At 73.4% G+C, this 24,687-nt stretch carries 20 protein-coding genes and 1 riboswitch; all 20 genes read right to left on the bottom strand.

Annotation, left to right across the window (positions count from 1 at the left end; all coding sequences use genetic code 11):
• Positions 1–27: 27 nt before the first annotated feature.
• Positions 28–169, bottom strand: a riboswitch (FMN riboswitch).
• Positions 170–252: 83 nt separating this feature from the next.
• The 20 genes from rpe to nrdI all read right to left on the bottom strand — a co-directional run bounded on the left by rpe (position 253) and on the right by nrdI (position 24,572).
• Complete coding sequence (gene rpe / locus G7063_RS07865) at positions 253–918, bottom strand: ribulose-phosphate 3-epimerase (protein WP_166413906.1); 666 nt, start codon at positions 916–918, stop codon at positions 253–255.
• Positions 919–978: 60 nt separating this feature from the next.
• On the bottom strand, positions 979–2,499 hold the full coding sequence (locus G7063_RS07870; RefSeq protein WP_166413907.1) for an RsmB/NOP family class I SAM-dependent RNA methyltransferase: 1,521 nt from the start codon (positions 2,497–2,499) through the stop codon (positions 979–981).
• The gene (fmt, locus tag G7063_RS07875) at positions 2,496–3,446 is read right to left on the bottom strand and encodes a methionyl-tRNA formyltransferase (RefSeq protein WP_166413908.1); all 951 of its coding nucleotides are present in this window, start codon (positions 3,444–3,446) and stop codon (positions 2,496–2,498) included. Before fmt ends, G7063_RS07870 begins: the two co-directional genes overlap by 4 nt.
• 74 nt (positions 3,447–3,520) lie before the next feature.
• Complete coding sequence (locus G7063_RS07880) at positions 3,521–5,653, bottom strand: hypothetical protein (RefSeq protein WP_166413909.1); 2,133 nt, start codon at positions 5,651–5,653, stop codon at positions 3,521–3,523.
• 210 nt (positions 5,654–5,863) lie between these two features.
• Positions 5,864–8,002 (bottom strand): acyltransferase family protein, encoded by a 2,139-nt coding sequence (locus G7063_RS07885; RefSeq protein ID WP_166413910.1) that lies wholly within the window; start codon positions 8,000–8,002, stop codon positions 5,864–5,866.
• 134 nt (positions 8,003–8,136) lie between these two features.
• Positions 8,137–10,392, bottom strand: coding sequence for a primosomal protein N' (locus G7063_RS07890; RefSeq protein ID WP_166413911.1), 2,256 nt, complete (start codon positions 10,390–10,392; stop codon positions 8,137–8,139).
• Positions 10,393–10,394: 2 nt separating this feature from the next.
• A complete protein-coding gene (gene metK / locus G7063_RS07895) occupies positions 10,395–11,597 on the bottom strand; it encodes a methionine adenosyltransferase (RefSeq protein ID WP_166413912.1) in 1,203 nt (400 codons plus the stop codon).
• Positions 11,598–11,615: 18 nt separating this feature from the next.
• Positions 11,616–12,383 (bottom strand): 4'-phosphopantetheinyl transferase superfamily protein, encoded by a 768-nt coding sequence (locus G7063_RS07900; RefSeq protein WP_166413913.1) that lies wholly within the window; start codon positions 12,381–12,383, stop codon positions 11,616–11,618.
• Entirely contained in the window at positions 12,380–13,570 is a 1,191-nt protein-coding gene (gene coaBC, locus G7063_RS07905; protein WP_166413914.1) for a bifunctional phosphopantothenoylcysteine decarboxylase/phosphopantothenate--cysteine ligase CoaBC, read from the bottom strand. The genes G7063_RS07900 and coaBC overlap by 4 nt, the downstream gene beginning before the upstream one ends.
• 35 nt (positions 13,571–13,605) lie before the next feature.
• The gene (gene rpoZ / locus G7063_RS07910; protein WP_166413915.1) at positions 13,606–13,878 is read right to left on the bottom strand and encodes a DNA-directed RNA polymerase subunit omega; all 273 of its coding nucleotides are present in this window, start codon (positions 13,876–13,878) and stop codon (positions 13,606–13,608) included.
• A gap of 71 nt (positions 13,879–13,949) precedes the next feature.
• The gene (gene gmk, locus G7063_RS07915) at positions 13,950–14,576 is read right to left on the bottom strand and encodes a guanylate kinase (protein WP_206188257.1); all 627 of its coding nucleotides are present in this window, start codon (positions 14,574–14,576) and stop codon (positions 13,950–13,952) included.
• 1 nt (position 14,577) lies between these two features.
• Positions 14,578–14,889, bottom strand: coding sequence for an integration host factor, actinobacterial type (gene mihF, locus G7063_RS15125; RefSeq protein ID WP_206188122.1), 312 nt, complete (start codon positions 14,887–14,889; stop codon positions 14,578–14,580).
• A gap of 161 nt (positions 14,890–15,050) precedes the next feature.
• On the bottom strand, positions 15,051–15,911 hold the full coding sequence (pyrF, locus tag G7063_RS07920; RefSeq protein WP_166413916.1) for an orotidine-5'-phosphate decarboxylase: 861 nt from the start codon (positions 15,909–15,911) through the stop codon (positions 15,051–15,053).
• Entirely contained in the window at positions 15,908–19,252 is a 3,345-nt protein-coding gene (gene carB, locus G7063_RS07925) for a carbamoyl-phosphate synthase large subunit (protein WP_166413917.1), read from the bottom strand. Before carB ends, pyrF begins: the two co-directional genes overlap by 4 nt.
• Positions 19,253–19,255: 3 nt before the next feature.
• Entirely contained in the window at positions 19,256–20,509 is a 1,254-nt protein-coding gene (carA, locus tag G7063_RS07930) for a glutamine-hydrolyzing carbamoyl-phosphate synthase small subunit (RefSeq protein ID WP_240916002.1), read from the bottom strand.
• Complete coding sequence (locus G7063_RS07935) at positions 20,506–21,027, bottom strand: hypothetical protein (protein WP_166413918.1); 522 nt, start codon at positions 21,025–21,027, stop codon at positions 20,506–20,508. Before G7063_RS07935 ends, carA begins: the two co-directional genes overlap by 4 nt.
• Positions 21,028–21,044: 17 nt before the next feature.
• Positions 21,045–22,394 (bottom strand): dihydroorotase, encoded by a 1,350-nt coding sequence (locus G7063_RS07940; RefSeq protein WP_166413919.1) that lies wholly within the window; start codon positions 22,392–22,394, stop codon positions 21,045–21,047.
• Positions 22,391–23,416: an aspartate carbamoyltransferase catalytic subunit gene (locus tag G7063_RS07945; protein ID WP_166413920.1), complete on the bottom strand. Its 1,026-nt coding sequence runs from the start codon at positions 23,414–23,416 to the stop codon at positions 22,391–22,393. The genes G7063_RS07940 and G7063_RS07945 overlap by 4 nt, the downstream gene beginning before the upstream one ends.
• Positions 23,413–23,991 (bottom strand): bifunctional pyr operon transcriptional regulator/uracil phosphoribosyltransferase PyrR, encoded by a 579-nt coding sequence (gene pyrR / locus G7063_RS07950; protein WP_240916003.1) that lies wholly within the window; start codon positions 23,989–23,991, stop codon positions 23,413–23,415. Before pyrR ends, G7063_RS07945 begins: the two co-directional genes overlap by 4 nt.
• Positions 23,992–24,152: 161 nt before the next feature.
• Positions 24,153–24,572 carry a class Ib ribonucleoside-diphosphate reductase assembly flavoprotein NrdI gene (nrdI, locus tag G7063_RS07955; RefSeq protein ID WP_166413921.1) on the bottom strand — a complete coding sequence of 140 codons (420 nt, stop codon included), beginning with the start codon at positions 24,570–24,572 and terminating at the stop codon, positions 24,153–24,155.
• Positions 24,573–24,687: the final 115 nt, after the last annotated feature.

The raw sequence follows: 24,687 nt of genomic DNA on the forward strand, positions 1-24,687 counted from the left end.
AGGGGACGCGCATGCCTGCGTCGTCGTCACGTACGCCTCCCATCCGGACTTTGACCGTCGGTCCCGGAGTTCCACCGGATCAGCCGTCAGTCGGTCACCGGCGGTGACGACGTAACGGTTCGCGGACTATGACCGCCGGCTCGGATTCTCACCGACCCCGGAGCACGTGCTCACCCTCAACAATGCCACATGCGAAGGGTTCATTCCCGCACGTGGGCCGCAGGTCCGAGCCGTGGACGCCGCAGAACGGGCTCAGTGGCCGCAGGCGGCCGCGCCGAGCTCGCGCAGGGTGGCGATCTCTGCCGCGACGTCCTCGGCCCCGTAGACGGCCGACCCCGCGACGAAGACGTCCGCCCCGGCCTCGGCGGCACGCTCGATCGTCGAGCGCGACACGCCCCCGTCGATCTGGAGCCGCACCTCGAGGCCGGTGGCATCGATCGCGGCACGGGCTCGCGCGATCTTGGCGAGCGTCGCCTCGATGAACGACTGGCCGCCGAACCCGGGCTCGACGGTCATGACGAGGATCATGTCGAGCTCCGGCAGGAGATCGATGAACGGCTCGATGGGCGTCGCGGGGCGCAGCGCGAGCGCGGCCCGTGCCCCGAGCCGGCGGATCTCGCGTGCGAGCCGCACGGGCGCTGCGGCGGCCTCCGCGTGGAACGTCACCGACGCAGAACCGGCCTCCGCGTACGCGGGCGCCCAGCGATCGGGGTCCGCGATCATGAGGTGCGTGTCGACCGGCACGGGGCACACCTCGACGATCCGCTCGACGATCGGCAGGCCGAGCGTGAGGTTCGGCACGAAGTGGTTGTCCATGACGTCGACGTGCGCCGCGTCCGCGGTCGAGATGGCCTCGAGGTCGCGCTGGAGGTTCGCGAAGTCGGCCGAGAGGATGCTGGGGTGGATGGCGATGCCCATGAGCGTCACCCTACCGGCGGCCCGGGCCGGCAAGGGTGGTGCCGGTCCCGGCGCCGCAGGTCAGCGCGTGCGGCGCAGGAGCGTGAGGTGCATCGCGTCGGTCCCGTGGACGTGCGGCCACAGCTGCACGTCCGTGCCGGGCACGAGCTCGGGTTCCTCGAGCGACACCGACCGCACCGCGGCCGCGGCGTCCGCCCGCTCGACGTCGTCGCGTCCCGCGAGGATGTCGTCGACGACGAGCCGTGTCTCGGCGAGGTGCGGCGAGCAGGTCACGTACGCGACGAGACCGCCCGGCCGGGTCGCGTCGATCGCCGCGCCGAGCAGCTCACGCTGGAGCTTCGCGAGCGCGGGAACGTCCGACGGCTCGCGACGCCAGCGCGACTCAGGACGACGGCGCAGCGCACCGAGCCCCGTGCACGGGGCGTCGACCATGACGCGGTCGAAGCCGCCCGTCGTGCGCTCAAGGATCGTGCGGCCGTCCCCGACGACGACTCCCTCGACCGCGTCGGCGGGCACGGCCCGCAGCGTCTGCTCGACGAGGCGCGCGCGGTGCGCCTGGGACTCGTTGGCGAGCAGCCGCGCCCCGCGCTCCCCCGCGAGCGACGCGAGCAGGCCCGCCTTGCCGCCCGGGCCGGCGCACAGGTCGAGCCAGCGCTCGTCCGGGCCTTCGAGGGGCGCGGCGGCGAGCGCGAGGGCGACGAGCTGCGAGCCCTCGTCCTGGACCGCGGCGGCGCCCGCGCGCACCGCGGGGATCGACGCGGGGTCCCCTCCCTGGAGCACGGCGGCCGTCGGCGCGTAGCGGCTCGGGACGACGCGCGCCTCGCGGTCACCGAGCTCTTCGGCGACCTCCTCGGCGAGCTCGGCGACGTCGAGCAGCCCCGGCCGTGCCACGAGCGTCACCCGGGGTGCGGCGTTGTCCGCCTCGAGCAACGCCTCGATCTCGGACGCGTCGCGACCGTGCGCCGTGAGCGCCTCGCGCAGCGCGCGCACGACCCAGGCAGGGTGCGAGCCGAGGACCGCGAGCCGGGCGTCGTCGTCGGGTGCCTCGGCCGCGAGCAGCGCGTCCCACTCCTCGGGCGTCCGCTCCGAGACCCGGCGCAGGACAGCGTTGACGAAGCGCGACGGGCCCGTGCCCGCGTGCTCGCGCGCGAGCCCCACGGTCTCCGAGACCGCCGCGTGCGTCGCGACCCGCATGCCGAGCACCTGGTGCGCACCCAGCCGCAGCAGGTCCCGCACGACCGGGTCGACGTCCGTGAGCGGACGGTCCATGCAGTGCGCGAGGATCGCGTCGTAGCGCCCCTGGAGCCGCAGCGTGCCGTACGCGAGCTCCGTCGCGAACGCCGCGTCCCGCCCGCGCAGGCGCGCCCGGCGCAGCGCGGGCGGCAGCACGAGGTTCGCGTACGCGTCAGAGCCGTCGACCTCGCGCAGCACCTCGAGCGCCACCTCACGTGCCGGGTCCGAGCCCTTGCGCCGCGCCGAGGGCGCGAGCGTCGACCGCTCGTCGTAGCGGCGCAAGGCCCCGCGCTCGCGGCCCTTCGCGTCGCGACGCGGCCCCTGGCCGCGCTCGTCCCGGGGGCTCATGCCGCACCCAGGATCGAGCCGTCGCCGAGCGGCGCCCCGTCGGGACCCCGGGCGCCGCGCGCCCAGTCGGCGGCCGCCATGAGCTTCTTGCCGACGGGCTGCACCTCGCCGAGTCGCACGGCGTGCGTCGCGGTGCCGACGTGGACGTCGCGCCGCCCCACGCGCAGCTCGCCCGGAGCGAGGTCGGTGACGTCCGGGGCGAGCGTCACGGGACCCAGACCGAGGCGTGCACCGTCCGGAAGGGTCGTCCACGCGCCCGGCGCGGGCGTGCAGCCGCGGACCCGTCGGTCGACCGCGAGGGCGGGGAGCGCCCAGTCGACGCGTGCGTCGGCGACCTCGATCTTCGGGGCGTGCGAGATGCCGTCGGCCGGCTGCGGCTCAGGGAGAAGCTGTCCGGCGGCGAGCGCGTCCATCGTCGCGACGAGCAGCGGAGCGCCCGCGTGTGCGAGGCGGTCGAGCAGGTCGCCCGCGGTGTCGCGCGGGCGCACGGTCTCCGTGAGCGTCCCGAGGACGGGGCCCGTGTCGACGCCGTCGCCGATGACGAACGTCGTCGCGCCCGTCACCTCGTCGCCCGCCATGATCGCGCGCTGCACCGGGGCGGCGCCGCGCCACGCGGGCAGGATCGAGAAGTGGAGGTTGATCCAGCCGAGCGGCGGGATCGCGAGGGCGTCAGGCCGCAGGATCTCCCCGTAGGCGACGACGGCCGCCGCGTCGGGGGCGAGCTCGCGCAGCCGCGCGAGCGTCTCGGGGTCACGCGGGCGGCCCGTGATGACCTCGAGGCCGAGCTCCTCCGCGCGGACCCGCACGGGGGTCGGCGTGAGCCGCTTGCCGCGACCGGCCGGGGCGTCGGCGCGGGTGAGCACCGCGACGACCTCGTGCGGGGAGGCGACGAGCGCCTCGAGGGACGGGACCGCGACCTCGGGGGTCCCGGCGAAGAGGATGCGCATGGGAACCCATCCTAGGCGCGGACGAGCCCCCGACGACGCGGTCGTCGGGGGCTCGTCCGTGAGCGCGAGGACGCTCAGCCCTCCTGACGACGACGGTTGCCGACGCCCGCGGCCGCCGCAGCGATCGCGAGGGCCGCGAGCACGCCGCCGCCGGCCGCGAGCTGCTTCGTCGGGCTGCCCTCGACCTGCGTGCGCAGATCGACGGTCCCGCCCGCCACCTGGCTGGTGCCGTCGGCGAGCGTCGTCGCACCGTCGGCGAGCGTCGCCGTGCCGGTCGCGAGGTCGCCCGCCCCTGTGGCGAGCGTGCCCGCGCCGTCGGCGAGGTCGCCTGCGCCGGTCGCGAGCGTGCCCGCCCCCTCCGCGAGCTTCTGGGCGCCTGCGTCAGCCTCGCCGAGGCCGTCGCGGAGCTCGACCGAGCCTGCGGCGAGCAGGTCCGTCCCGGCAGCCAGCGAGGTCGCGCCGTTGACGAGGTCACCGGACCCCGTCGAGAGCCGGGCCGCCCCGCCTGCGAGGGTCCCGGTGCCGGCGTTGAGGGTGCGGGCTCCGGAGGCGAGGGACGTCGACCCGGCGAGCAGCTGCTTCGTGCCCGAGGTGAGGTCCTTCGTGCCCGCACTCAGCGTGCGAGCCCCGGTCGCGAGGGTTCCTGCGCCCTTCGCGAGTGCCGTCGTCCCGTTCGCGAGGGTCGTCGTGCCCTCCGAGAGGGTCTGGGACCCCTCGGCGAGCGAGCCGGCGCCCGCGGCGAGTGCAGCGGTGCCCGAAGCGAGCTCCGTGGCGCCCGTGCTGAGGGTGCCAGCACCCGTGGCGAGCCTGGTCGCCCCCTCTGCGAGGGTGTCGGCTCCGGACGTGAGCCGTGAGGCACCGGCGACGAGGTCGCCGGTGCCCGTGGCGAGGTCCGTGCTCCCCGTGCTGAGCCGTGCGGCGCCCGCGACGAGCGGCGTGAGCGCGTTCGTGTTGAACTTGGCGGCTCCGCCAGCCAGGGCCACGGCCCCCGTGTGGGCCGCGGTGAGCCGGGCGTGGAACCCGACGCCGGGTGCCATGATCTGCTGTGCGGTTCCGTTAGCCCTGGCCTGGATCGTCGAGGCGCCCCGGGAGAGCCCGTCGATGATGGCGAGCATCTCGGCCTTGGTGGGTGGCTCGTCGTTCGCGATGGCGAGCCTCAGCTCATCGAGACTCGTGACGAGGTCGCCCGCGCCGGTCCCGAGTGCCGAGTAGCCGTCGGCCATGTCGCTTGCCGTGGTCGGCGCGGCGCCAAGGGCGCCGGCCAGGTTCTGAGCACCAGGCAGGAGGCCCGGGTTGGCAGGGTCGACGCTCGTGAACGCGCCTTGGGTCGCGACGAGGTTCGATGCGAGCGCTCCGGCTCCGTCCCTGAGGTCTCCCGCTCCCTTGTGGGCGGCGGTGATGCCCTTGGCGAGCTCGTACGTACCCTTCTGGAGCGCCGTGGCGCCCTCGTCGAGCTCGCCGGCACCGGTGGCGAGGTCTCCTGCGCCGACACGCACCTGTGCGGCACCCGCCGAGGCAGTCGCGGCGCCGGCCGACAGCGTGCCTGCACCTGCGGCGAGGTCCTTGGCGCCCTGGGCGACCTGCGTCGCGCCCTTGTCGGCGGCCTTGGCGCCGTCGCGGAGCGACGTGGCACCCGTGGCGAGCGTGCTGGCCCCGGCCGCGAGCTTCCCGGCGCCCTCGTGCGCGCTGCTCATGCCCGTGCGGAGGTCCCGCGCGCCGGTCGCGAGGGTCGTCGCGCCGGCGTCGAGCGCGGACGCCCCTGTCGCGAGGGTGCGCGCACCTTGACGGAGGTCGCCCGCGCCGGTCGCGAGCCGCCCTGCGCCGTCGTCGGCGTCCCTCAGGCCGTCGGCGAGGGACGTCGCCCCGGCGCCGAGCTTCGACGTGCCCTCGGCGAGCGTCGAGGCGCCGTCGGAGAGGGCCCCGGCCCCGTCGGCCACCTGCGTGGCGCCTGACGAGAGGGCACCCGCGCCGTCGGAGACCTTGCCTGCCCCGGCGGCGGCGGTGCCGGCGCCGGCTGCGAGCTGCGCGGCGCCGTCGTCGACCTTGCCGGAACCCTCGGCGAGGCGCATGGACCCGTCGCGGACGCGTCCCGAGAAGATGAGGAGGAAGGCGATGAGAACTATCGCCGTGATCAGCAGGAGGGTGTGGCCGACGACGTGTGCCGCCGTGGACCGCGAGGCCCTCACCCCGTTGGAGGTCAAGCTCATCCGGACTCCTTCGTCACGGTGCGCACTGGCGTGCGCACGAGACCGGGCCGGCGTGCAACGTTGCACGGCGGTCCGGTGGAGGTCCGGCCCGCGTCGTCGAGGGCCGGTCGATCATTTATCTGAGACGTGGCGTATCAGGTACTTGCCGTTGCAAGATTACACGACGTCGTGATCCACGTCACATGGTGGGGTGGTGTGCGGACGCCCGCGTCAGCCGCGCGCGGCCGCGTACGCGTCGACCAGCAGACGCGCGTACACCTCCGCGCCGTCGCGCGTCGGGTGGATCCCGTCCGCCGCGAGCAGCTCCCCGTGCGACCGGACGGCGTCGTGCCAGTCCGCGACCGAGACCTGCGGGTGCTTCTTCGCGGCCTCGTCGATCACCGCGTTCGTGCCCTTGATCCAGCTCCGCGCCCCGTACGCGTTGACGAGCACCACGTGCCGCTCGGGCCCGACCGCCGCGAGCACGTCGTCGATCGTCCGCTCGCGCAGCGTCGTGTTCGTCGCGAGCGCGAGCACGACGACGTCGGGAAGCGCACCCTTCTTCTCGAGCTGGGAGAGGATCCCGGGCGCCACGAGCATCGACCGTGACACCGCTGCGTCGATCCGCGCGTCAGGCAGAAGACCCCGGATCTGCTTCGCCGACGCCGCTGTCACCGAGTCACCGACGATGACGAGGTCCGAGCCCGTCGCAGGCGGAGGTGGCGTCGTCGGGTCCGGGGTGGGCGTCGCACCCGCCGTCCCGGCAGGATCCTGCGCGGGTTCCTTCCCCGGCGTGCCCCCCGGCCTCTTGCTGGGCCTCGCACCCGGCGTTCCCGTGGGCGTCGAGCCGGCGCCCGCATCAGGTGAGCCTCCGGACCCCGGCGCGGTGGCGCCGCCTTCCGTGGGTGCGACCGGCACGGCCGGATCGAGCCCGGGGCCGTTGAGCTCGATGCCCGCCTCGATGTCCTGCTCGATCGAGGAGACGTGCGGCGCCGTCGCCACCGCGAAGCCCGTGAGCACGAGGCACGCCGCGACGGCGCCACCCAGCACGGGCGCCCGCAGGCCCCGTCCCGGAGCCTCGCGCACAGGGCGCGCCCAACGGGCGAGCCGCTCGAGCGACACGAGGACGCCGTCGCGCAGGACGGGCTGCTCGATGAACCGGTACGAGAGGCCGGCGAGGAGGAACGTCACGACGACCGTGACGACCCACACGAGAGGGATGCCCGAACCCTCGACGTACTGTTTCGCGAAGATCTGCGTGAGAAGCACGAACACGGGCCAGTGCCACAGGTAGACGCCGTAGCTCCGCTCGCCGATCCAGCGCAGAGCGGGCGTCTCGAGCACCCGTCGGACCCGCGACTCGTGCAGCATCGTCGTGACGAGCAGCGCCGCCGCGAGCGACAGGACGAGCAGCCCGCCGCGGTACGTCACCGGGGAGTCCCACGGCACGAGCAGCGCGAAGGCGCCGATGACGGCGAGGCACACCATCGCGACGACCCCGGGGCGACGCCGTTTGAGCGCACGCACGAGCCGTGCGCCACGACCCACCGGGGCGATCGCCGCGGGCCACGGCGCAGGGCGCCCGGTCCGGACGTTGCCGAAGTACCAGAAGGCGAGGAGCGCGCCGAGCATCATGCCGAAGACGTGCGTGTCGGTGCCGTAGTAGACCCGCGTCGGGTCCTCTCCCGGCGAGTAGAGCAACGCCATCGCCGCGGCGGACACGAGCGCCGCCCCGCCCGCGGCGAGCAGACCTGCGCGCCGCGACCGTGCGAGCAGGAGCACGCCGACGACGACGAACGGCCACACGAGGTAGAACTGCTCCTCGACAGCGAGCGACCACAGGTTCGAGAAGATCTGGGGCACGAGCGCCGAGAAGTAGCTGTCGTCGGCCGCGATCGACACCCAGTTGCTCGAGAACGTCATGGCACCGAAGACCTGACGGTCGAGGTGCACGCGGACGTCACCCCCGACGGCCAGCGCGACGGGCGAGCACACCGCGACGACGACGAGCAGCGCCGGCAGAAGCCGTCGGGCGCGCTTGACCCAGAACCGCGCGAGGTCGACGCGACCGTTGCGCGCCTTCTCCCGGAGCAGACCCATCGTGATGAGGAATCCCGAGATGACGAAGAAGACGTCGACCCCGACGAAGCCGCCCGGGACGTCGTCGGGAGCGAGGTGGAACGCGAGGACGAGGAGCACCGCGACAGCACGCAGCCCGTCGATGCCTGCGATCCGCCGCGGTGTCGGACGCCGCTGGACGGGACTGTCTGCGGCCGTCCACGCGAGCGGGTTGGGCGACGCGGCGGCGTCGACGTCCTGCGTCGTGCCTGCCGCGTCCTCGATCGTCGGGTCCGTCGTCCGTGCTGTCACTGCTCGAGCTGCCTCCGTGCGTCACTTCCAGCCCTCCACTGTGCCACGACCCCCGGTGCTTGCCGGGACGCGCGCCGCAGGATCTCGGCACGTCGGTGACGTTCGTCACGGACAGACGTCGCCGGGTGCGGATGTCACACGAGATCGGCGACGTCCATGTGGAGCCGCACCGTCCCGGCGCCGCGTCGGGCACCACGTCCCGCGACCGCCGCACGCAGCGCAGCCGCAAGACCACGACCCTCCGCACGCGGCGCCCGGACGATCGCCCGCACGTCGCCGAGCTCGCCGCCGAGCACCGCCGAACCACCGTCGGCCGGTGCGACCGGCACAGGACCGAGCGCCGAGGCTCCGGGAGGCAGCTCCGCCTCCGCGAGCACCGCCGCGACCGCCTGCCGAGGCCCAGTGAGCGCGCCCACGCGCACCGCAGGGGGCAGACCGAGCTCGGCGCGCTCGTCGAGCTCACGCTCCGCGAGGCCCACAGGGTCCCAGCGCACGAGCGCCCCGGTGACGACCTCGTCACCGTCGCCGACGACGGCGACGATCCCGCCCGCCGCAGCGGGGCGGACGAGGCTCGCCGCGGTGAACCAGCGTCGCGCGGCGTCCTGCCGCGTCCGCAGGTGCGTCCCTGACGTCGCGACCCCCGCATCGAGCAGGAGAGCGGCCGCGTAGCCGCCCGCCGCGACCGGCTCGGCACCCGGCGTCGCGACGACGAGCGCGGACGCGCCCGAGACGGACGCGAGCACTCCCCCGGCCGAGCGGGCGCCCGAGACCCGCACGGGCACGTTCGAGAACGCCCGCCCGAGCTCCTCGGCGGTCCGCTCGGAACCGACGAGCACCGAACGCAGCGTGCCGCCGTGGCACCGTGCGCACGTCCACGCCGCCGCGAGACGCCCGCACCAACGGCACTGGGGCGTCGACGAGCCCGCCGAGAGCCCGAGCGGCCCGTGGCACGCAGGGCACGACGCCGGCTCCCGGCACGTCGCGCACGCGGTCACGGGCACATAGCCCGCACGCGGGACCTGGACGAGCACCGGTCCCCGTGCCAGACCCTCACGCGCCAACCGCCACGCGGCCGACGGGATGCGCGCGACGGCCGCCGGGCCCTCCCGCGCGACCTCGACCCGGGTGAGAGCCCGGACGCGCGCCGTGCGCTCGCGGACGACCGCCCGCGGCGCACCGATCTCGTGCGCCCAGCCGCCGCGTACGAGCGCCTGCGCCTCGACCGACCTGCCGAGCCCCGCGACGAGCAGGGCACAGCCCTCGGTCTCCGAGCGCAGCGCGAGCACCTCGCGCACGTGCGGGTAGGGGGCGCGCTGCTCGGAGTGGAGCTGGTCGTCGTCCTCCCACACGACCGCGAGGCCGAGGTCCGAGACGGGTGCGAACGCCGCGGCGCGCGTTCCGACGACGACCCGAGCGTGGCCGCGCAGCACCGCGAGGAACGCCCGGTAGCGCTGTGCGGGGCCGTCGTCCGCGAGCAGGCGCACGTAGCCGTGCGCGCGTCCGTCGGCGTCGGGAAGGGTCCCGCCGGACGCGGTCGCGTCGCGCATCCCCGTCGCGTCGAGGGAGCGCGCGAGGCGGTCGACGTCGCGTGCGTCGGGCAGTACGACGAGCGCACCGCGCCCCGCATCGCGCACGGTGCGGACGGCACGGGCGAGCATGAGCTCCCAGCCGTCCTCCGCGAGGACTGCACCGCCAGGCGCCCAGCGGCCGGGCAGGGCCGACCACACGCCGCGCACCGCAGCGCCCGCGGCGGCATGACGCAGGAACGCCTCACCCCCTGCGAGATCCGCCCAGGGGCCGGGCGTCACGGGCTCGGCCTCCGCACCGTCGGCGTCGGGGCCGGGGTCGTCGGCGAGCGGCTCGCCCTCCGTGCGGGCATGCCGCGGCGGCACCGCGAGACGCACCACGTCACTCATCGAGCCCGCGTAGTGCTCCGCGACGGTCCGTGCGAGCCGGGCCGAGGCCGCGGGCAGCACGGGCTCCGTCGACACGAGCCGGCGCAGGGGGCGCAGCGTGCCCTCGTGCGCCGTCGTCGCCCGACGCTCGAGCACGTAGCCGTCGACGTCCTGCGCACCGAAGCGCACCTTGACGCGGACGCCCGGCGCGACGCCGTCGGCCATCGAGACGGGCACGAGGTAGTCGTACGTGTGGTCGAGGCGCAGCACAGGCACCTCGACGACGACGCTCGCGACCGGCAGCTCGTCGGCGGGAGTCACTGCCTGAGCTCCGGGCGCGGGCCGACGCCGCTGCGCAGGCATCCCCGGCAGCTCGAGCTGGTCGGGCGCGCCGAGCAGGTCAACGTCCGGCGTGTGGGCGTCCGGGACGTGGGCGTCGGGCAGGGCCGCTGCGGCAGGGGATGCGGCGGGCTCCTGGCCCGCCGGACCCGTCATGCTCAGACGGCGGACCGCAGCGCGTCCACGCGGTCCGTGCGCTCCCACGTGAAGTCGGGGAGCTCACGGCCGAAGTGGCCGTACGCGGCAGTCGCCCGGTAGATCGGACGCAGCAGGTCGAGGTCGCGGACGATCGCGCCCGGACGCAGGTCGAAGACCTCGTGGATCGCGGCCGTGAGGCGCGGCAGCGGGACGGTCTCGGTGCCGAAGGTCTCGACGTAGACGCCGACCGGGTGCGCGCGACCGATCGCATAGGCGACCTGGACCTCGCAGCGCTGCGCGAGCCCGGCGGCGACGACGTTCTTCGCCACCCAGCGCGTCGCATAAGCCGCCGAACGGTCGACCTTCGACGGGTCCTTGCCGGAGAAGGCGCCGCCACCGTGGCGGGCCATACCGCCGTACGTGTCGACGATGATCTTGCGGCCCGTGAGGCCGGCGTCGCCCATCGGACCGCCGACGACGAAGATGCCGGTCGGGTTGACGTGGACCTTGGTCGCGCGCGTGTCGAGGTCGAGCTGCGCGGCCTCGAGGACGGGCGCGATGACGAGGTCGCGGACGGCGCTCGTGAGAACGTCGTGGCGGACGTCGGGGTCGTGCTGCGTCGAGACGACGACGGTGTCGAGCGAGACCGCGCGATCGCCGTCGTAGCCGATCGTCACCTGGGTCTTGCCGTCAGGGCGCAGGCCGGGGACCTCGCCCGAGCGACGCACGGCGGCGAGCCGCTCCGCGAGGCGGTGGCTCAGCCAGCCCGGGAGCGGCATGAGCTCGGCGGTGTCGGAGCACGCGTAGCCGAACATGAGGCCCTGGTCGCCCGCGCCCTGGAGGTCGAGCGGGTCGACGTCGCCCGCGTCGTTCGTGCGCGACTCCTCGGACTTGTCGACGCCCTGCGCGATGTCCGGGGACTGCTGGCCGATCGACACCGAGACGCCGCACGAGTCGCCGTCGAAACCGATCGCGGACGACGTGTAGCCGATCTCGCGGACGACGGAGCGGATGATCTGCGGGATCTCGACGTACGCGGACGTCGTCACCTCGCCGGCGACGTGGACGAGGCCGGTCGTCACCATGGTCTCGACGGCCACCCGTGCCTCGGTGTCCTGCTCGAGGATCGCGTCGAGGATGGCGTCGGAGATCTGGTCGCAGACCTTGTCCGGGTGGCCCTCGGTGACGGACTCGGAGGTGAACAGGCGAAGGTGGTCGGTCATGGTTGCCGATCTTAGTCGTCAGGCAGGTCGGGGCCGCCCCAGGATCGGGACGTGAGACGTGTCCAGAGCCCCTGTGGTCAGGCCGACGCGCGGGATCGCGACGAGGTCCCCGAGCACGAGCGCGACGGTGCTGACGCCAGGGTCGTGATCGACCCTCACGATGCCGTCCAGCACCCGCGAGGGGCCCGTCCTCACGCGGATCCGCGCGGTCGAGCGGTCCCGCTCCCCCGGCGCCCGCAGCCCGTCGGGACCCACGACCGTACGTCCGTGCTGCGCGGCGAGATCGCCCTCTCCGGCCTTGACGAGGGACTCCTTGACGCCCCACGCCTCGAGGAACGCGAGGTCGGGACGTGACGAGGATCGCACGCGCACCGCCTCGTCGGGCATGAGCGTGCGATCGACGACGCGCGGCGCGACGGGTCGGCCGTCGGAGCGCTCGATGTCGACGCCGCACGGCACGTCGGCGACGACGACCGCGACGGCGCCACGCGTGTGCGCCCACGCAAGGTGGACGTCGGGCCGGCCCGGCACCGTCGGACGGCCGTGCGGACCGCCGCAGCCGGGGCAGCTCTGCGCGGGCACGAGCACGCCGTCGGCGGTGTCCGTCGCCAGGGCGAGCGCCCACCGGGCGAGGAGGTGGGCGGCACGGAAGTCAGCCGCGTCCTCCGCCCTCACCATGCGCAGGGCGCGCTCCTCCTCCGTCGGGTCGAGCGTGAGGTGCGTGAGCGCGGCGAGGACCTCGGTCGTCGACGCGACGACGAGGAGCGGATGGACGGTCGTCGTCATCCCCGAACGTGCAGGACGGCGTCCCACACGGCGTGCGCGACCTCGGCCTTGGAGCCGGACGCGGTCGCGACCGTGCCGCCGTCGCGGTCGAGGATCGTCACCGCGTTGTCCGGGGCGCCGAACGTGCGCCCGCCGGCGACGTCGTTCGCGACGAGGAGGTCGGCGCCCTTGCGGCGCGCCTTGGAGCGCGCGTGGTCGAGCACGGAGCCGTCGGCGTCACCGGTCTCGGCGGCGAAGCCGACGACGGTCTGGCCGTCGCGGCGGTCGCGGGCGAGGCCCGCGAGGATGTCAGGGTTCTCGACGAGCCGCAGGACGGGTGGCTCGCCGCCCTCGACCTTCTTGATCTTGTCGGTCGCGACGGTCTCGGGCCGGAAGTCGGCGACGGCGGCCGCCATGACGACGACGTCCGCGGTCGCTGCGGCATCGACCATGACGGCCTGCATCTCGCGTGCGCTGCGCACCGGGGTCACAGCGACGCCCGGAGGGGTCGCGACCTGGATCGACGCGGTGACGAGCCGGACGTTCGCGCCGCGCTCGAGCGCCGCACGCGCGAGCTCGACGCCCTGACGGCCCGAGGAGCTGTTGCCGAGGAACCGGACCGGGTCGAGGGCCTCGACGGTCCCGCCAGCACTGACCACGACCTCGAGACCCGCGAGGTCCCGTGTCCGGACGAGACCGAGGGCTGCGTCCGCGATCGTGGCGGGCTCGGGCAGGCGCCCAGGGCCGGAGTCGGCGCCCGTGAGGCGGCCCGAGTCGGGCTCGAGAACGGTGACGCCTCGGCTGCGGAGCAGCTCGACGTTCGCCTGCGTCGCAGGGTGTCGCCACATCTCGGTGTGCATCGCGGGAGCGAGCAGCACGGGGCACGTCACCGTGAGGAGCGTCGTCGTGAGGAGGTCGTCGGCGCGGCCCGAGGCCGCGCGGGCGAGGAGGTCGGCAGTTGCCGGAGCGACGACGACGAGGTCTGCCTCATGTCCGAGCCGGACATGGGCGACCTCGTCGACGTCGTCGAAGACCTCGTGCGTCGCCTTCTCCCCCGAGAGCGCCTCCCAGGTGGCCCGCCCGACGAACTCGAGGCTTGCCGCGGTGGGCATGACCCGCACCGAGTGGCCGGCCTCCGTGAGGAGGCGCAGCAGCAGCGCGCTCTTGTAGGCGGCGATGCCGCCCCCGACGCCGAGGATGATCCGCACCGCACGTCCTCCGTGGAGCTGATGGGGCTGGGGCGTCAGACCCCGGCGGCCTCGTTCTCGGTGAGCTCGAGGAGGCTCTGGTTGATCTCGCGCATCGCGATCGAGAGCGGCTTCTCCTGCGTGCGCGTCTCGACCAGGGGGCCGACGTGCTCGAGGAGGCCCTCGGAGAGCTGCGAGTAGTACGCGTTGATCTGGCGGGCACGCTTCGCCGAGTAGACGACGAGCGCGTACTTCGAGCTCGCGTGCTCGAGAAGGTCGTCGATGGGCGGGTCGGTGATGCCCGTCGGCTGGGCAACGGTTCCGGACAAGATCGTCTCCGCAACGTGGTGGTCGGTGATGGAGGCCCGGCGCGGAACGCACGGACCGAAGGGTCATCCTATCAGCGCAGCGGCGCGCCGTCCGCGACCGGCTCCGCCGGGCGTGGCGTGAGACCGATGACGCTCACGAGCTCGTCGGTCGCGCGCGTGACGACGTCGTTGACGATGACGTGGTCGAACTCGGCCTCCGCGGCCATCTCGACGCGGGCCGTCGCGAGGCGACGCTCGCGCTCCTCGGGGCCCTCCGTGCCGCGTCCGACGAGGCGACGCTCGAGCTCGTCCCAGCTCGGCGGGGCGAGGAAGACGAAGCGGGCGTCAGGCATGGACTCACGGACCTGCCGCGCGCCCTGGAGGTCGATCTCGAGAAGGACGGGCTCGCCCGCGGCGAGCCGCTCGTCGACGGGGCCACGGAGCGTCCCGTAGCGGTTCTGCCCGTGGACGACGGCGGTCTCGAGAAACTCCCCCGCAGCGAGACGCTGCTCGAACTCCTCGGTGTCGAGGAAGAGGTAGTGCACCCCGTCGACCTCACCCGGGCGTGGCGCCCGTGTCGTCGCCGACACGGACAGCCACACCTCGGGGTAGCGCGCGCGGAGGTCTGCCGAGACCGTCCCCTTGCCGACCGCCGTCGGTCCGGCGAGGACCGTCAGACGTGCAGGGGCGGGGCCGTGGGGGGCGGTGGGAGCGGAGATGTCAGCCGAACCTCTCGATGAGGGCCTGAGCCTGGTGCGGGCCGAGGCCACGGACACGACGCGACTGCGCGATCCCGACCTCGTCCATGATCGCCTGCGCCTTGACCTTGCCGACCCCCGGCAGCGACTCGAGCAGCGCGGTGACCTTCATCTTGCCGATGACGTCGTCCGTCCTGCCCGCCTCGATGACGGAGGAGAGTGAACCCTGAGAGTACTTCAACCTGTTCTTGATCTCGGCGCGCGCTCGGCGGGCCTCGGCTGCCTTCTCAAGAGCAGCTGCCCGCTGCTCCGGGGTCAACGGTGGGAGTGCCACGTTCATCACCTTCCTCGCGGTGGGTTGATATATGTGAACCTAGGCACATCCTTGCTGGTCGGCAAGCAGTGCCACGGGTGATCACCCCCGGTCAGAGCCTCGCGAGGGGCCCCAGCGGCGTGCTGGGGCCCCTCGCGGGCTCCGGGTGAGACCCGGGTGGTTCAGCCGCGCAGAGCGCGTGCTGCCTCCGCCGACGCGTCGAGCGCAGCGGCGCGGAGCGCCGCGACGTCGGGGCCCACCTTGAGCACGCCGCGCGAGGACGACGCGAGCACGGTGCGACGTGCGTCGCCGAAGACAGCGCGCAGCTCGTCGGGGCCGGCGCCCTGCGCGCCCACGCCCGGGGCGAGCAGCGGGCCGTTGACGCCGACGAGGTCGGTCCCGGTCCCCTGCGCCGCGTCGCCGATCGTCGCTCCGACGACGAGCCCGATCGAGCCCATCGGGTCGGCGCCCGCGTTGACCTCGGCAGCAGCGGCCGCGATCGACGCTGCGACCGTCGTCGTGCCGGCGCCCGCGCCGCGCCGTGCGTGCTGCACGGACGCGCCCTCGGGGTTCGACGTGAGGCACAGGACGAACAGGCCGCGGCCCGTCTGCGCCGCGAGCTCGACCGCCGGGGCGAGCGAGCCGAAGCCGAGGAACGGCGAGACCGTGAGCGCGTCCCCCGCGAGCGGCGAGCCGTCACGCAGGAACGCCTCCGCATACGCGCCCATCGTCGAGCCGATGTCGCCGCGCTTCGCGTCGACGATCGAGAGCGTCCCGGTCTCCCGGGCCGCCTCGACGACCTCCTCGAGTACCGCGAGCCCGGCCGAGCCGTGGCGCTCGAAGAACGCCGCCTGCGGCTTCACCGCGGCGACCCGGCCGCCGACGGCCTCGAGGACGCGCGAGGAGAACTCGCGCAGGCCCGCGGGGCTGTCGGGGAGCCCCCACGCTTCGAGGAGCGAGGCGTGGGGGTCGATGCCGACGCATAGCGGACCGTGCGCGTCCATCGCCGCCGCGAGGCGGGCACCGAAGGGCGCGAGGCTCACGCGACGACCGCCGGGGTCGGCAGGTCGGAGGCCACGAGGGCCGCCATGTGCTCCTGGAGCGACGTCACCTCGAACGGTCCGGCGAGGACCGCCTCGATCGCCTGGACGGCCGCGGCGAGCTGCTGCGTCGTCGTGACGATCGCGCGGTCCGCGGCCGTCGTCGCTGCGCGGATCTCGTAGCCGTCGGCGCGTGCGCCCTGGCCCGAGGGCGTGTTGATGACGAGGTCGATCTCGCCCGCGGAGATGAGGTCGACGATCGTCGGCTCCCCGTCCGGTCCGCGGCCGTCGGACTGCTTGCGCACGACGCGCGTCGCGATGCCGTTGCGCTGCAGGACCGTCGCCGTGCCCGTCGTCGAGAGGATCTCGAAGCCGAGCTCGACGAGCCGCTTGAGCGGGAAGACGATGTCGCGCTTGTCGCGGTCGGCGACCGAGACGAACACCGTGCCCGACGTCGGCAGGCCTCCGAACGCCGCGGCCTGCGACTTCGCGAAGGCCGTCGGGAAGCGCTGGGAGAGGCCCATGACCTCGCCCGTCGAGCGCATCTCCGGGCCGAGCACCGTGTCGACCGCGACGCCGTCCGCAGTCCGGAAGCGCTTGAACGGCAGGACGGCCTCCTTGACGGCGATCGGCTGCGAGAGCTCGATGACCGCGGCGTCGCCCTCGACCGGCAGGATGCCGCTCGCGCGCAGGTCTGCGATCGACTCCCCCGCCATGACCTGAGCGGCCGCCTTCGCGAGCGAGACGCCCGTCGCCTTCGAGACGAACGGCACCGTGCGTGACGCGCGCGGGTTCGCCTCGAGGACGTAGAGGACGTCGCTCACGAGCGCGTACTGGACGTTGAGCAGACCGCGCACGCCGACGCCGCGGGCGATCGCCTCGGTCGAGCGGCGGATCCGGTCGAGCTCGGCCTGGCTGAGCGAGACGGGCGGCAGGACGCACGCCGAGTCGCCCGAGTGGATACCGGCCTCCTCGATGTGCTCCATGACGCCGCCGAGGTAGAGCTCCTCGCCGTCGAACAGCGCATCGACGTCGATCTCGAGCGCGTCGTCGAGGAAGCGGTCGATGAGGATCGGGGCGACACGGCCACCCTGCTGGGCCGCGGCGCCGAGCGCACGCTCGACGTAGCCCGTGAGCTGCTCCTCGGAGTAGACGATCTCCATGCCGCGGCCGCCGAGGACGTACGAGGGGCGCACGAGCACCGGGTAGCCGATGCCCGCCGCGATCGAGCGGGCCTGCGGGAGCGTCGTCGCCGTGCCGAACGCGGGCGCCGGCAGGCCGGCCTCCTCAAGGACGCGGCCGAAGACGGCGCGGTCCTCGGCGGCGTCGATGGCCTCGGGCTGCGTGCCGAGGATCGGCAGGCCCGCGTCCGCGAGGCGCTGCGCAAGGCTCAGCGGCGTCTGGCCACCGAGCGTCACGATGATGCCCTTGACGGGGCCGGCGGCGAGCTCGGCCTCGTAGACCTCGAGCACGTCCTCGAAGGTCAGCGGCTCGAAGTAGAGGCGGTCGGACGTGTCGTAGTCCGTCGAGACGGTCTCCGGGTTGCAGTTGATCATGATGGTCTCGTACTTCTCGGCGAGCGCGAGCGTCGCGTGCACGCACGAGTAGTCGAACTCGATGCCCTGGCCGATGCGGTTGGGGCCCGAGCCGAGGATGATGACGGCCTCGCGCTCGCGCGGCGCGACCTCGGTCTCCTCGTCGTACGTCGAGTAGTGGTACGGCGTCGTCGCGGCGAACTCCGCCGCGCACGTGTCGACGGTCTTGAAGACGGGACGCACGCCGAGCGCACGGCGCACCTCACGGACCGTCGACTCCCCCGCCGCACCACCGATGCCGCGCAGCGCCGCGACCTGGACGTCCGAGAGACCGTGGCGCTTGGCGAGCATGAGGACGTCGCGCGTGAGCGCGGGCGCCGACGCGACCTTGGCCGCGACCTCGTTGACGAGCTCGATCTGGTCGAGGAACCAGCGGTCGATCTTCGTCGCCTCGTAGACGGCCTCGATGCCCGCGCCTGCGCGCAGCGCCTGCTGCACCTGCACGAGCCGCTGCTCGGTCGGACGCTGGATGAGCTCGAGCAGCTCGGCGAGCTCAGCACCCGTCGCGACCTCACCGTCCCAGTGGAACGTCGTGCCGGACTTGTCGATCGAGCGCAGCGCCTTGCCGAGCGCCTCGGTGAAGTTGCGGCCCAGCGCCATGGCCTCGCCGACCGACTTCATGGTCGTCGTGAGCGTGTCGTCGGCCGCCGGGAACTTCTCGAACGCGAAGCGCGGCACCTTGACGACGACGTAGTCGAGCGTCGGCTCGAACGACGCGGGCGTCGTGCCCGTGATGTCGTTCGTGATCTCGTCGAGCGTGTAGCCGATCGCGACCTTGGCAGCGATCTTCGCGATCGGGTAGCCCGTCGCCTTCGACGCGAGCGCCGAGGAGCGCGACACGCGCGGGTTCATCTCGATGACGACGACGCGGCCCGTCTCCGGGTGGATCGCGAACTGGATGTTGCAGCCACCGGTGTCGACGCCGACCTCGCGGATGATCGCGATGCCGATGTCACGCAGGCTCTGGTACTCGCGGTCCGTGAGCGTGAGCGAGGGCGCGACAGTCACGGAGTCACCCGTGTGGACGCCCACCGGGTCGACGTTCTCGATCGAGCAGATGACGACGACGTTGTCCGCCTTGTCGCGCATGACCTCGAGCTCGTACTCCTTCCAGCCGAGGATGGACTCCTCGAGGAGCACCTCGGTCGTGGGCGAGTAGTGCAGGCCCTGGCCGGCGATGCGGCGCAGGTCGCCCTCGTCGTACGCGATACCCGAGCCGAGGCCGCCCATCGTGAACGACGGACGCACGACGAGCGGGTAGCCGAGGTCGACGGCGGCCGTGAGCGCCTCGTCGATCGTGTGGACGATGTGCGAGCGCGCGGACTCGCCGCCGCACACCTCGACGACCTGCTTGAACTGCTCGCGGTCCTCGCCCTTCTGGATCGCGGGGATGTTCGCGCCGATGAGCTCGACGCCGTACTCCTCGAGGACACCGGCCTCGTCGAGCGCGATCGCCGCGTTGAGGGCCGTCTGGCCGCCGAGCGTCGCGAGGACCGCGTCGGGGCGCTCCTTGGCGATGATCGACGTGAGGACCTCGGTCGTGATCGGCTCGACGTAGGTCGCGTCGGCGAAGCCGGGGTCCGTCATGATCGTGGCGGGGTTGGAGTTGAGGAGGATGACGCGCAGACCCTCCTCCTTGAGCACGCGGCACGCCTGAGTGCCCGAGTAGTCGAACTCGCAGGCCTGGCCGATGACGATCGGGCCCGACCCGATGACCAGGACGCTCTGGATGTCGTTGCGACGAGGCACGGGTCAGCTCTCCTTGCTGGCGGCGGGCGTGGCGGCGGTCGCGGCCGAGAGGCCGGCGGCGGTCTTCGCACCCGAGGTCATGAGGTCGATGAAGCGGTCGAACAGGTAGGAGGCGTCGTGCGGGCCGGCTGCGGCCTCCGGGTGGTACTGCACCGAGAACGCCGGGATGTCGAGGCACTCGAGGCCCTCGACGACGTTGTCGTTGAGGCCGACGTGGCTGACGACGACGCGGCCGTAGCGGCCGTCCGCGTGCGGGGCCGTCGACGCCTCACCGATGGGCGCGTCGACCGCGAAGCCGTGGTTGTGGCTCGTGATCTCGACCTTGCGGGTCGCGAGGTCCATGACCGGCTGGTTGATGCCGCGGTGGCCGTAGGCGAGCTTGTAAGTGCCGTAGCCGAGCGCGCGACCGAGGAGCTGGTTGCCGAAGCAGATGCCGAAGTAGGGCACCCTCGCGTCGAGCACCTCGCGCAGGAGCGCGATCGGGCCGGTGGCCGTCGACGGGTCGCCGGGGCCGTTCGAGAAGAAGACACCGTCGGGCGAGTACGCCATGAGCTCGTCGAACGAGGTCGCGGCGGGCACGACGTGCACGCGCACGCCGCGCTCGGCGAGCCGCGCGGGAGTCATCGACTTGATGCCGAGGTCGAGCGCCACCACGGTCGCGACGGGCTCCTGGCCCGCGAAGCGGCCCGCAGGCTCGACCGTGTAGGCGGCGTCGGTCGAGACCTCGGTCGCGAGGTCGGAGCCGGCCATCTGCGGGCTCGCGAGGATCTCCTCGACGAGCGAGCCGATGCGGCGCGGGTGGCCGTCGGTGAGGAGCGACGCGCCCGAGAAGATGCCGCCGCTCATGACGCCGCGGTCGCGCAGGTGACGCGTGAGCGCCCGCGTGTCGATGTCGGAGATGCCGACGATGCCCTGGGCCGCGAGGTCGTCGGAGAGGTCACCCTCCGAGCGCCAGTTCGAGGCGCGGCGCGCCGCGTCCCGGACGACGAAGCCCGCCACCCAGATGCGCAGGGACTCGGGGTCCTCGCTGTTGACACCGGTGTTGCCGATGTGGGGCGCCGTCATGACGACGATCTGGCGGTGGTAGGACGGGTCCGTGAGCGTCTCCTGGTAGCCGGACATGCCGGTGTTGAAGACGATCTCGCCGAGCGTCGTGCCGACCGCGCCGAAGGCGCGCCCGACGAAGGCGCGGCCGTCCTCGAGGACGAGCACTGCGGCGTCGTCGTCAAGAGGCACGAGGTCGAGGGGCTGGTTCACTGCTGCTCCTTCGGTGCGGGGGCGGTGCTGATGATCGAGCGGAGGGCGTCGTCGAGGACGCCGCGCTCGGAGGTGTGGTCGGGGCGCAGCCCCGTGTCGAGGAGGACCTCGTGGCCGTCCGGGCCCGTCGAGGCCCAGGTGACGACGACGATCGACGCGTCGGCGACGAACTTGCCGACCATGCCCGAGGACCGGGTGACGCCGCACAGGGCCGTCGCGGGCAGGACGAGGTCGGGGGCACCGTTGCGGGACACGACGAGCGCGTGCTCGTGGACCGTGACGGTCGCGCGGCCGCGCACGCCCAGGCCGAGGGCAGTGACGCGCTCGAGCCACTCGTCGTGGAACGTCGTCGCGACGTAGCTCACGGCGATCTCGCCCGCGAGCACAGCGCCGAGGACGGTCGGGGCCGCCGGGAGCTCGCCGATCACGGCGGACGTGCGCGCGGTGCGGTGGCGCCAGCCGATGACCATGCCGACGAGCGTGCCGACCGCGAGCAACGAGAGGACCGTGATGGTCACCCAGGGAGGGACGCCCATCAGGCGGTCGCCCTCTGCGGTGCCGGCGCACCGGCGGGCGCGAGCGCCTCGCCGTCGAGGACCGTCGGACGTCCGCGGAGGAACGTCGCGACGACCTGGCCCGGGAGCTCACGACCCGCGAACGGCGAGTTGCGGCTCATCGTGCCCTGGAGCGCGGGCTCGACCGTGCGGCGCACGGCCGGGTCGACGAGCGTGAGGTTGGCAGGCTCGCCCTTGGCGACGGGACGGCCGTGACGGTCGTCGACTCGACCGATGCGCGCGGGGTTCGTCGAGAGCACGCGGGCGACGTCCGCCCAGGTGAGGCGGCCGGTCTCGACCATCGTCTCCTGGACGACCGCGAGGGCCGTCTCGAGGCCCGTCATGCCGAACGCCGCGGCGTCCCACTCGCAGTCCTTGTCCTCGACAGGGTGCGGGGCGTGGTCGGTCGCCACGATGTCGATCGTGCCGTCGGCCAGACCCTGGCGCACGGCCTCGACGTCCTCGGCCGTCCGCAGCGGCGGGTTGACCTTGTAGACGGGGTCGTAGCCGCGCGCGAGCTCGTCCGTGAGGATGAGGTGGTGCGGCGTGACCTCGGCCGTCACCTGCAGGCCGCGGGACTTCGCCCAGCGGACGATCTCGACAGAGCCGGCCGTCGAGAGGTGGCACACGTGCAGGCGCGAGCCGACGTGCTCCGCGAGCAGGACGTCGCGCGCGATGATCGCCTCCTCGGCGACCGCCGGCCAGCCGCGCAGGCCGATCTCGGCGGAGACGACGCCCTCGTGCATCTGGGCGCCCTCGGTGAGGCGCGGCTCCTGGGCGTGCTGGGCGACGACGCCGTCGAACGCCTTGACGTACTCGAGCGCACGGCGCATGAGGACGGGGTCGTGGACGCACTTGCCGTCGTCGGAGAAGACGCGGACGCGCGCTGCCGAGGACGCCATGGCCCCGAGCTCCGCGAGCTGCTCGCCCGCGAGGCCGACGGACACCGCGCCGACGGGGAAGACGTCGACCCAGCCCGCGTCGTTGCCGAGTCGCCAGACCTGCTCGACGACGCCTGCGGTGTCGGCGACGGGCGTCGTGTTGGCCATCGCGTGCACGGCGGTGAAGCCGCCGAGCGCCGCCGCGCGCGTGCCCGTGAGCACGGTCTCGGCGTCCTCGCGGCCCGGCTCGCGCAGGTGCGTGTGGAGGTCGACGAGGCCCGGCAGGAGGACCTTGTCCGTCGCGTCGATCGTCAGCGCACCCTCGGGGGCCTCGAGCGTCCCGGCGGGAGCGACCTTCGCGACGATGCCGTCGGCGAGCAGGACGTCCTGGGGCTCACCGCCGAGCACGCGTGCCGCCGTGAGGAGGACGGGTCGGTTCTGGGCGGTCATGCGGGCTCCTTCGACGTCGGGGCAGGCGCCGCGGTGCCGGAGCCCGCGAGCGTGAGGTAGAGGACGGCCATGCGGACGGCGACCCCGTTGGAGACCTGCTCGACGATGACCGAGCGGGCAGCGTCCGCGGCGTGCGCGGAGATCTCGAGGCCACGGTTCATGGGACCTGGGTGCATGACGATCGTGTGCTCGGCGAGCGCACCGAGCCGACGCTGGTCGAGTCCGTAGAGCCGCGAGTACTCGAGCGGGCTCGGGAAGAAGCCGCCGCCCCCCACGCTCATACGCTCGCGCTGGACGCGCAGCATCATGACGGCGTCGGGGTTGACGGCCTCGAGCGTCGCGTCGAGGTCGTAGCTCACGGCGCACGGCCACGACTCGACGCCGACCGGCACGAGCGTCGGCGGGGCGACGAGCGTCACCTCTGCGCCGAGCGTCGTGAGGAGCTGGACGTTCGAGCGCGCGACGCGCGAGTGCAGGACGTCACCGACGATCGCGACCTTGAGGCCCGCGAGGTCGCGGCCGACGCCGCTGCGTGCGTCGAGGCCGGCGCCCGCACCGGCCGAGCCTCGCTCGGCGAGGTGGCGGCGGATCGTGAACGCGTCGAGCAGCGCCTGCGTGGGGTGCTGGTGCGTGCCGTCGCCCGCGTTGACGACGGCCGCGTCGACCCAGCCCGCGTGCGCGAGCAGGTGCGGCGCGCCCGACGCGTGGTGGCGGACGACGATGCCGTCCGCGCCCATCGCCTGGAGCGTGAGCGCCGTGTCCTTGAGGGACTCGCCCTTGGAGACGCTCGAGCCCTTCGCGGAGAAGTTGATGACGTCCGCGCTGAGGCGCTTGGCTGCGGTCTCGAAGGAGATCCGGGTGCGGGTCGAGTCCTCGAAGAAGAGGTTGACGACCGTGCGGCCGCGCAGCGTCGGCAGCTTCTTGATCTCGCGCGACTGCGTCGCCGCCATCTCGGCGGCCGTGTCGAGGATGTGGACCGCGTCGGCGCGCGTCAGGTCGCGCGTGTCGAGAAGGTGCCTCATGCCTGCTCCTCCCCCGCGGTGATCGTCACGGCGTCCGTGCCGTCGATCTCGTCGAGGAGCACGGCGACGCGCTCGCTCTGGGAAGTCGGGAGGTTCTTGCCGACGAAGTCGGGGCGGATCGGCAGCTCGCGGTGGCCGCGGTCGACGAGCGTCGCGAGCTGGACGGCGCGCGGCCGGCCGAGGTCGTTGATCGCGTCGAGCGCGGCCCGGATGGTGCGACCCGAGAAGAGGACGTCGTCGACGAGGACGACGACCTTGCCGTCGATGCCGCCCGCAGGGAGCGTCGTCGCGCCGAGAGGGCGCGTCGGGTGCCGGTGGAGGTCGTCGCGGTACATCGTGATGTCGAGCTCGCCGACGAGCGAGGCCGCGTCGAGGCTCGGCTCGACGGCTGCGAGGCGCTCGGCGAGGCGGTGCGCTAGCGGGAGGCCGCGCGTCGGGATGCCGAGAAGGACGACGTCGTCACCGCCCTTGTTGCGCTCGAGGATCTCGTGAGCGATCCGGGTCAGTGCCCGGGCGATCTCGGGGGCGCCGAGGACCGTGGTCCCCTCGCCGCCGGGCATGGGTGCGCCAGCCATGTGGCGACCTCCTTCTCCGCCTCTCTGGACGGTCTGTTAAAGGAAAGCCTGTCGGTCGACGACTCTACGCCCGCGTCGTTCACGCACGCGGGCTCGTCCACGGAGCGGTCGCTGTGGCGTGCGCCACTGTGGCTGCCCTGTCCGCCCGGGCGGCCGGGCCCTCAGGCGGAGTGAGCGGCCTCGAGGGCGACCTCGAGCTCGTCGAGGACCTTGCGCGCGTCCGCGACGTCCCACTGGGTTCCCTGAAGCTCGAACTCGAAGAGCACCGGACGGCCAGAGATCCGCGCGATCGTGCGCGCGGCAGCCTGGTAGTGCGAGCCGAAGTTCCGGTTGCCGGAGCCCATGATCCCGACCATCCGTCGTCGCGTCACCGGGTCACGGAGGAACCGGCGGACGGGCTCGGGGATCGTGTCGTTGTCGGGGTTGCCGGTCTTGTAGGACGGGGTGATGAGCACCCACGGCCCCTCGGGCACGCTGCGCCGGACATCGCGGTCGCCGAGGTCGTGCGCCGGACGCCCGAGCCGCTCGGCGAACTGGCGCACCATGCCCGACGAGCTGGACGCGAAGTAGATCTCGATCATGGTGCCCTCCTGGCCCCACCCTCACCCGGCACCGCCGGAGCGCACCGGGACAAAGGTCCCGAGAGAGCGCGGGGCTCCTTGCGCGCACGGACCGCTGCGGAGGTTCAGCGTGCAA

Source organism: Sanguibacter sp. HDW7 (assembly GCF_011300875.1).
Lineage (GTDB): Bacteria > Actinomycetota > Actinomycetes > Actinomycetales > Cellulomonadaceae > Flavimobilis.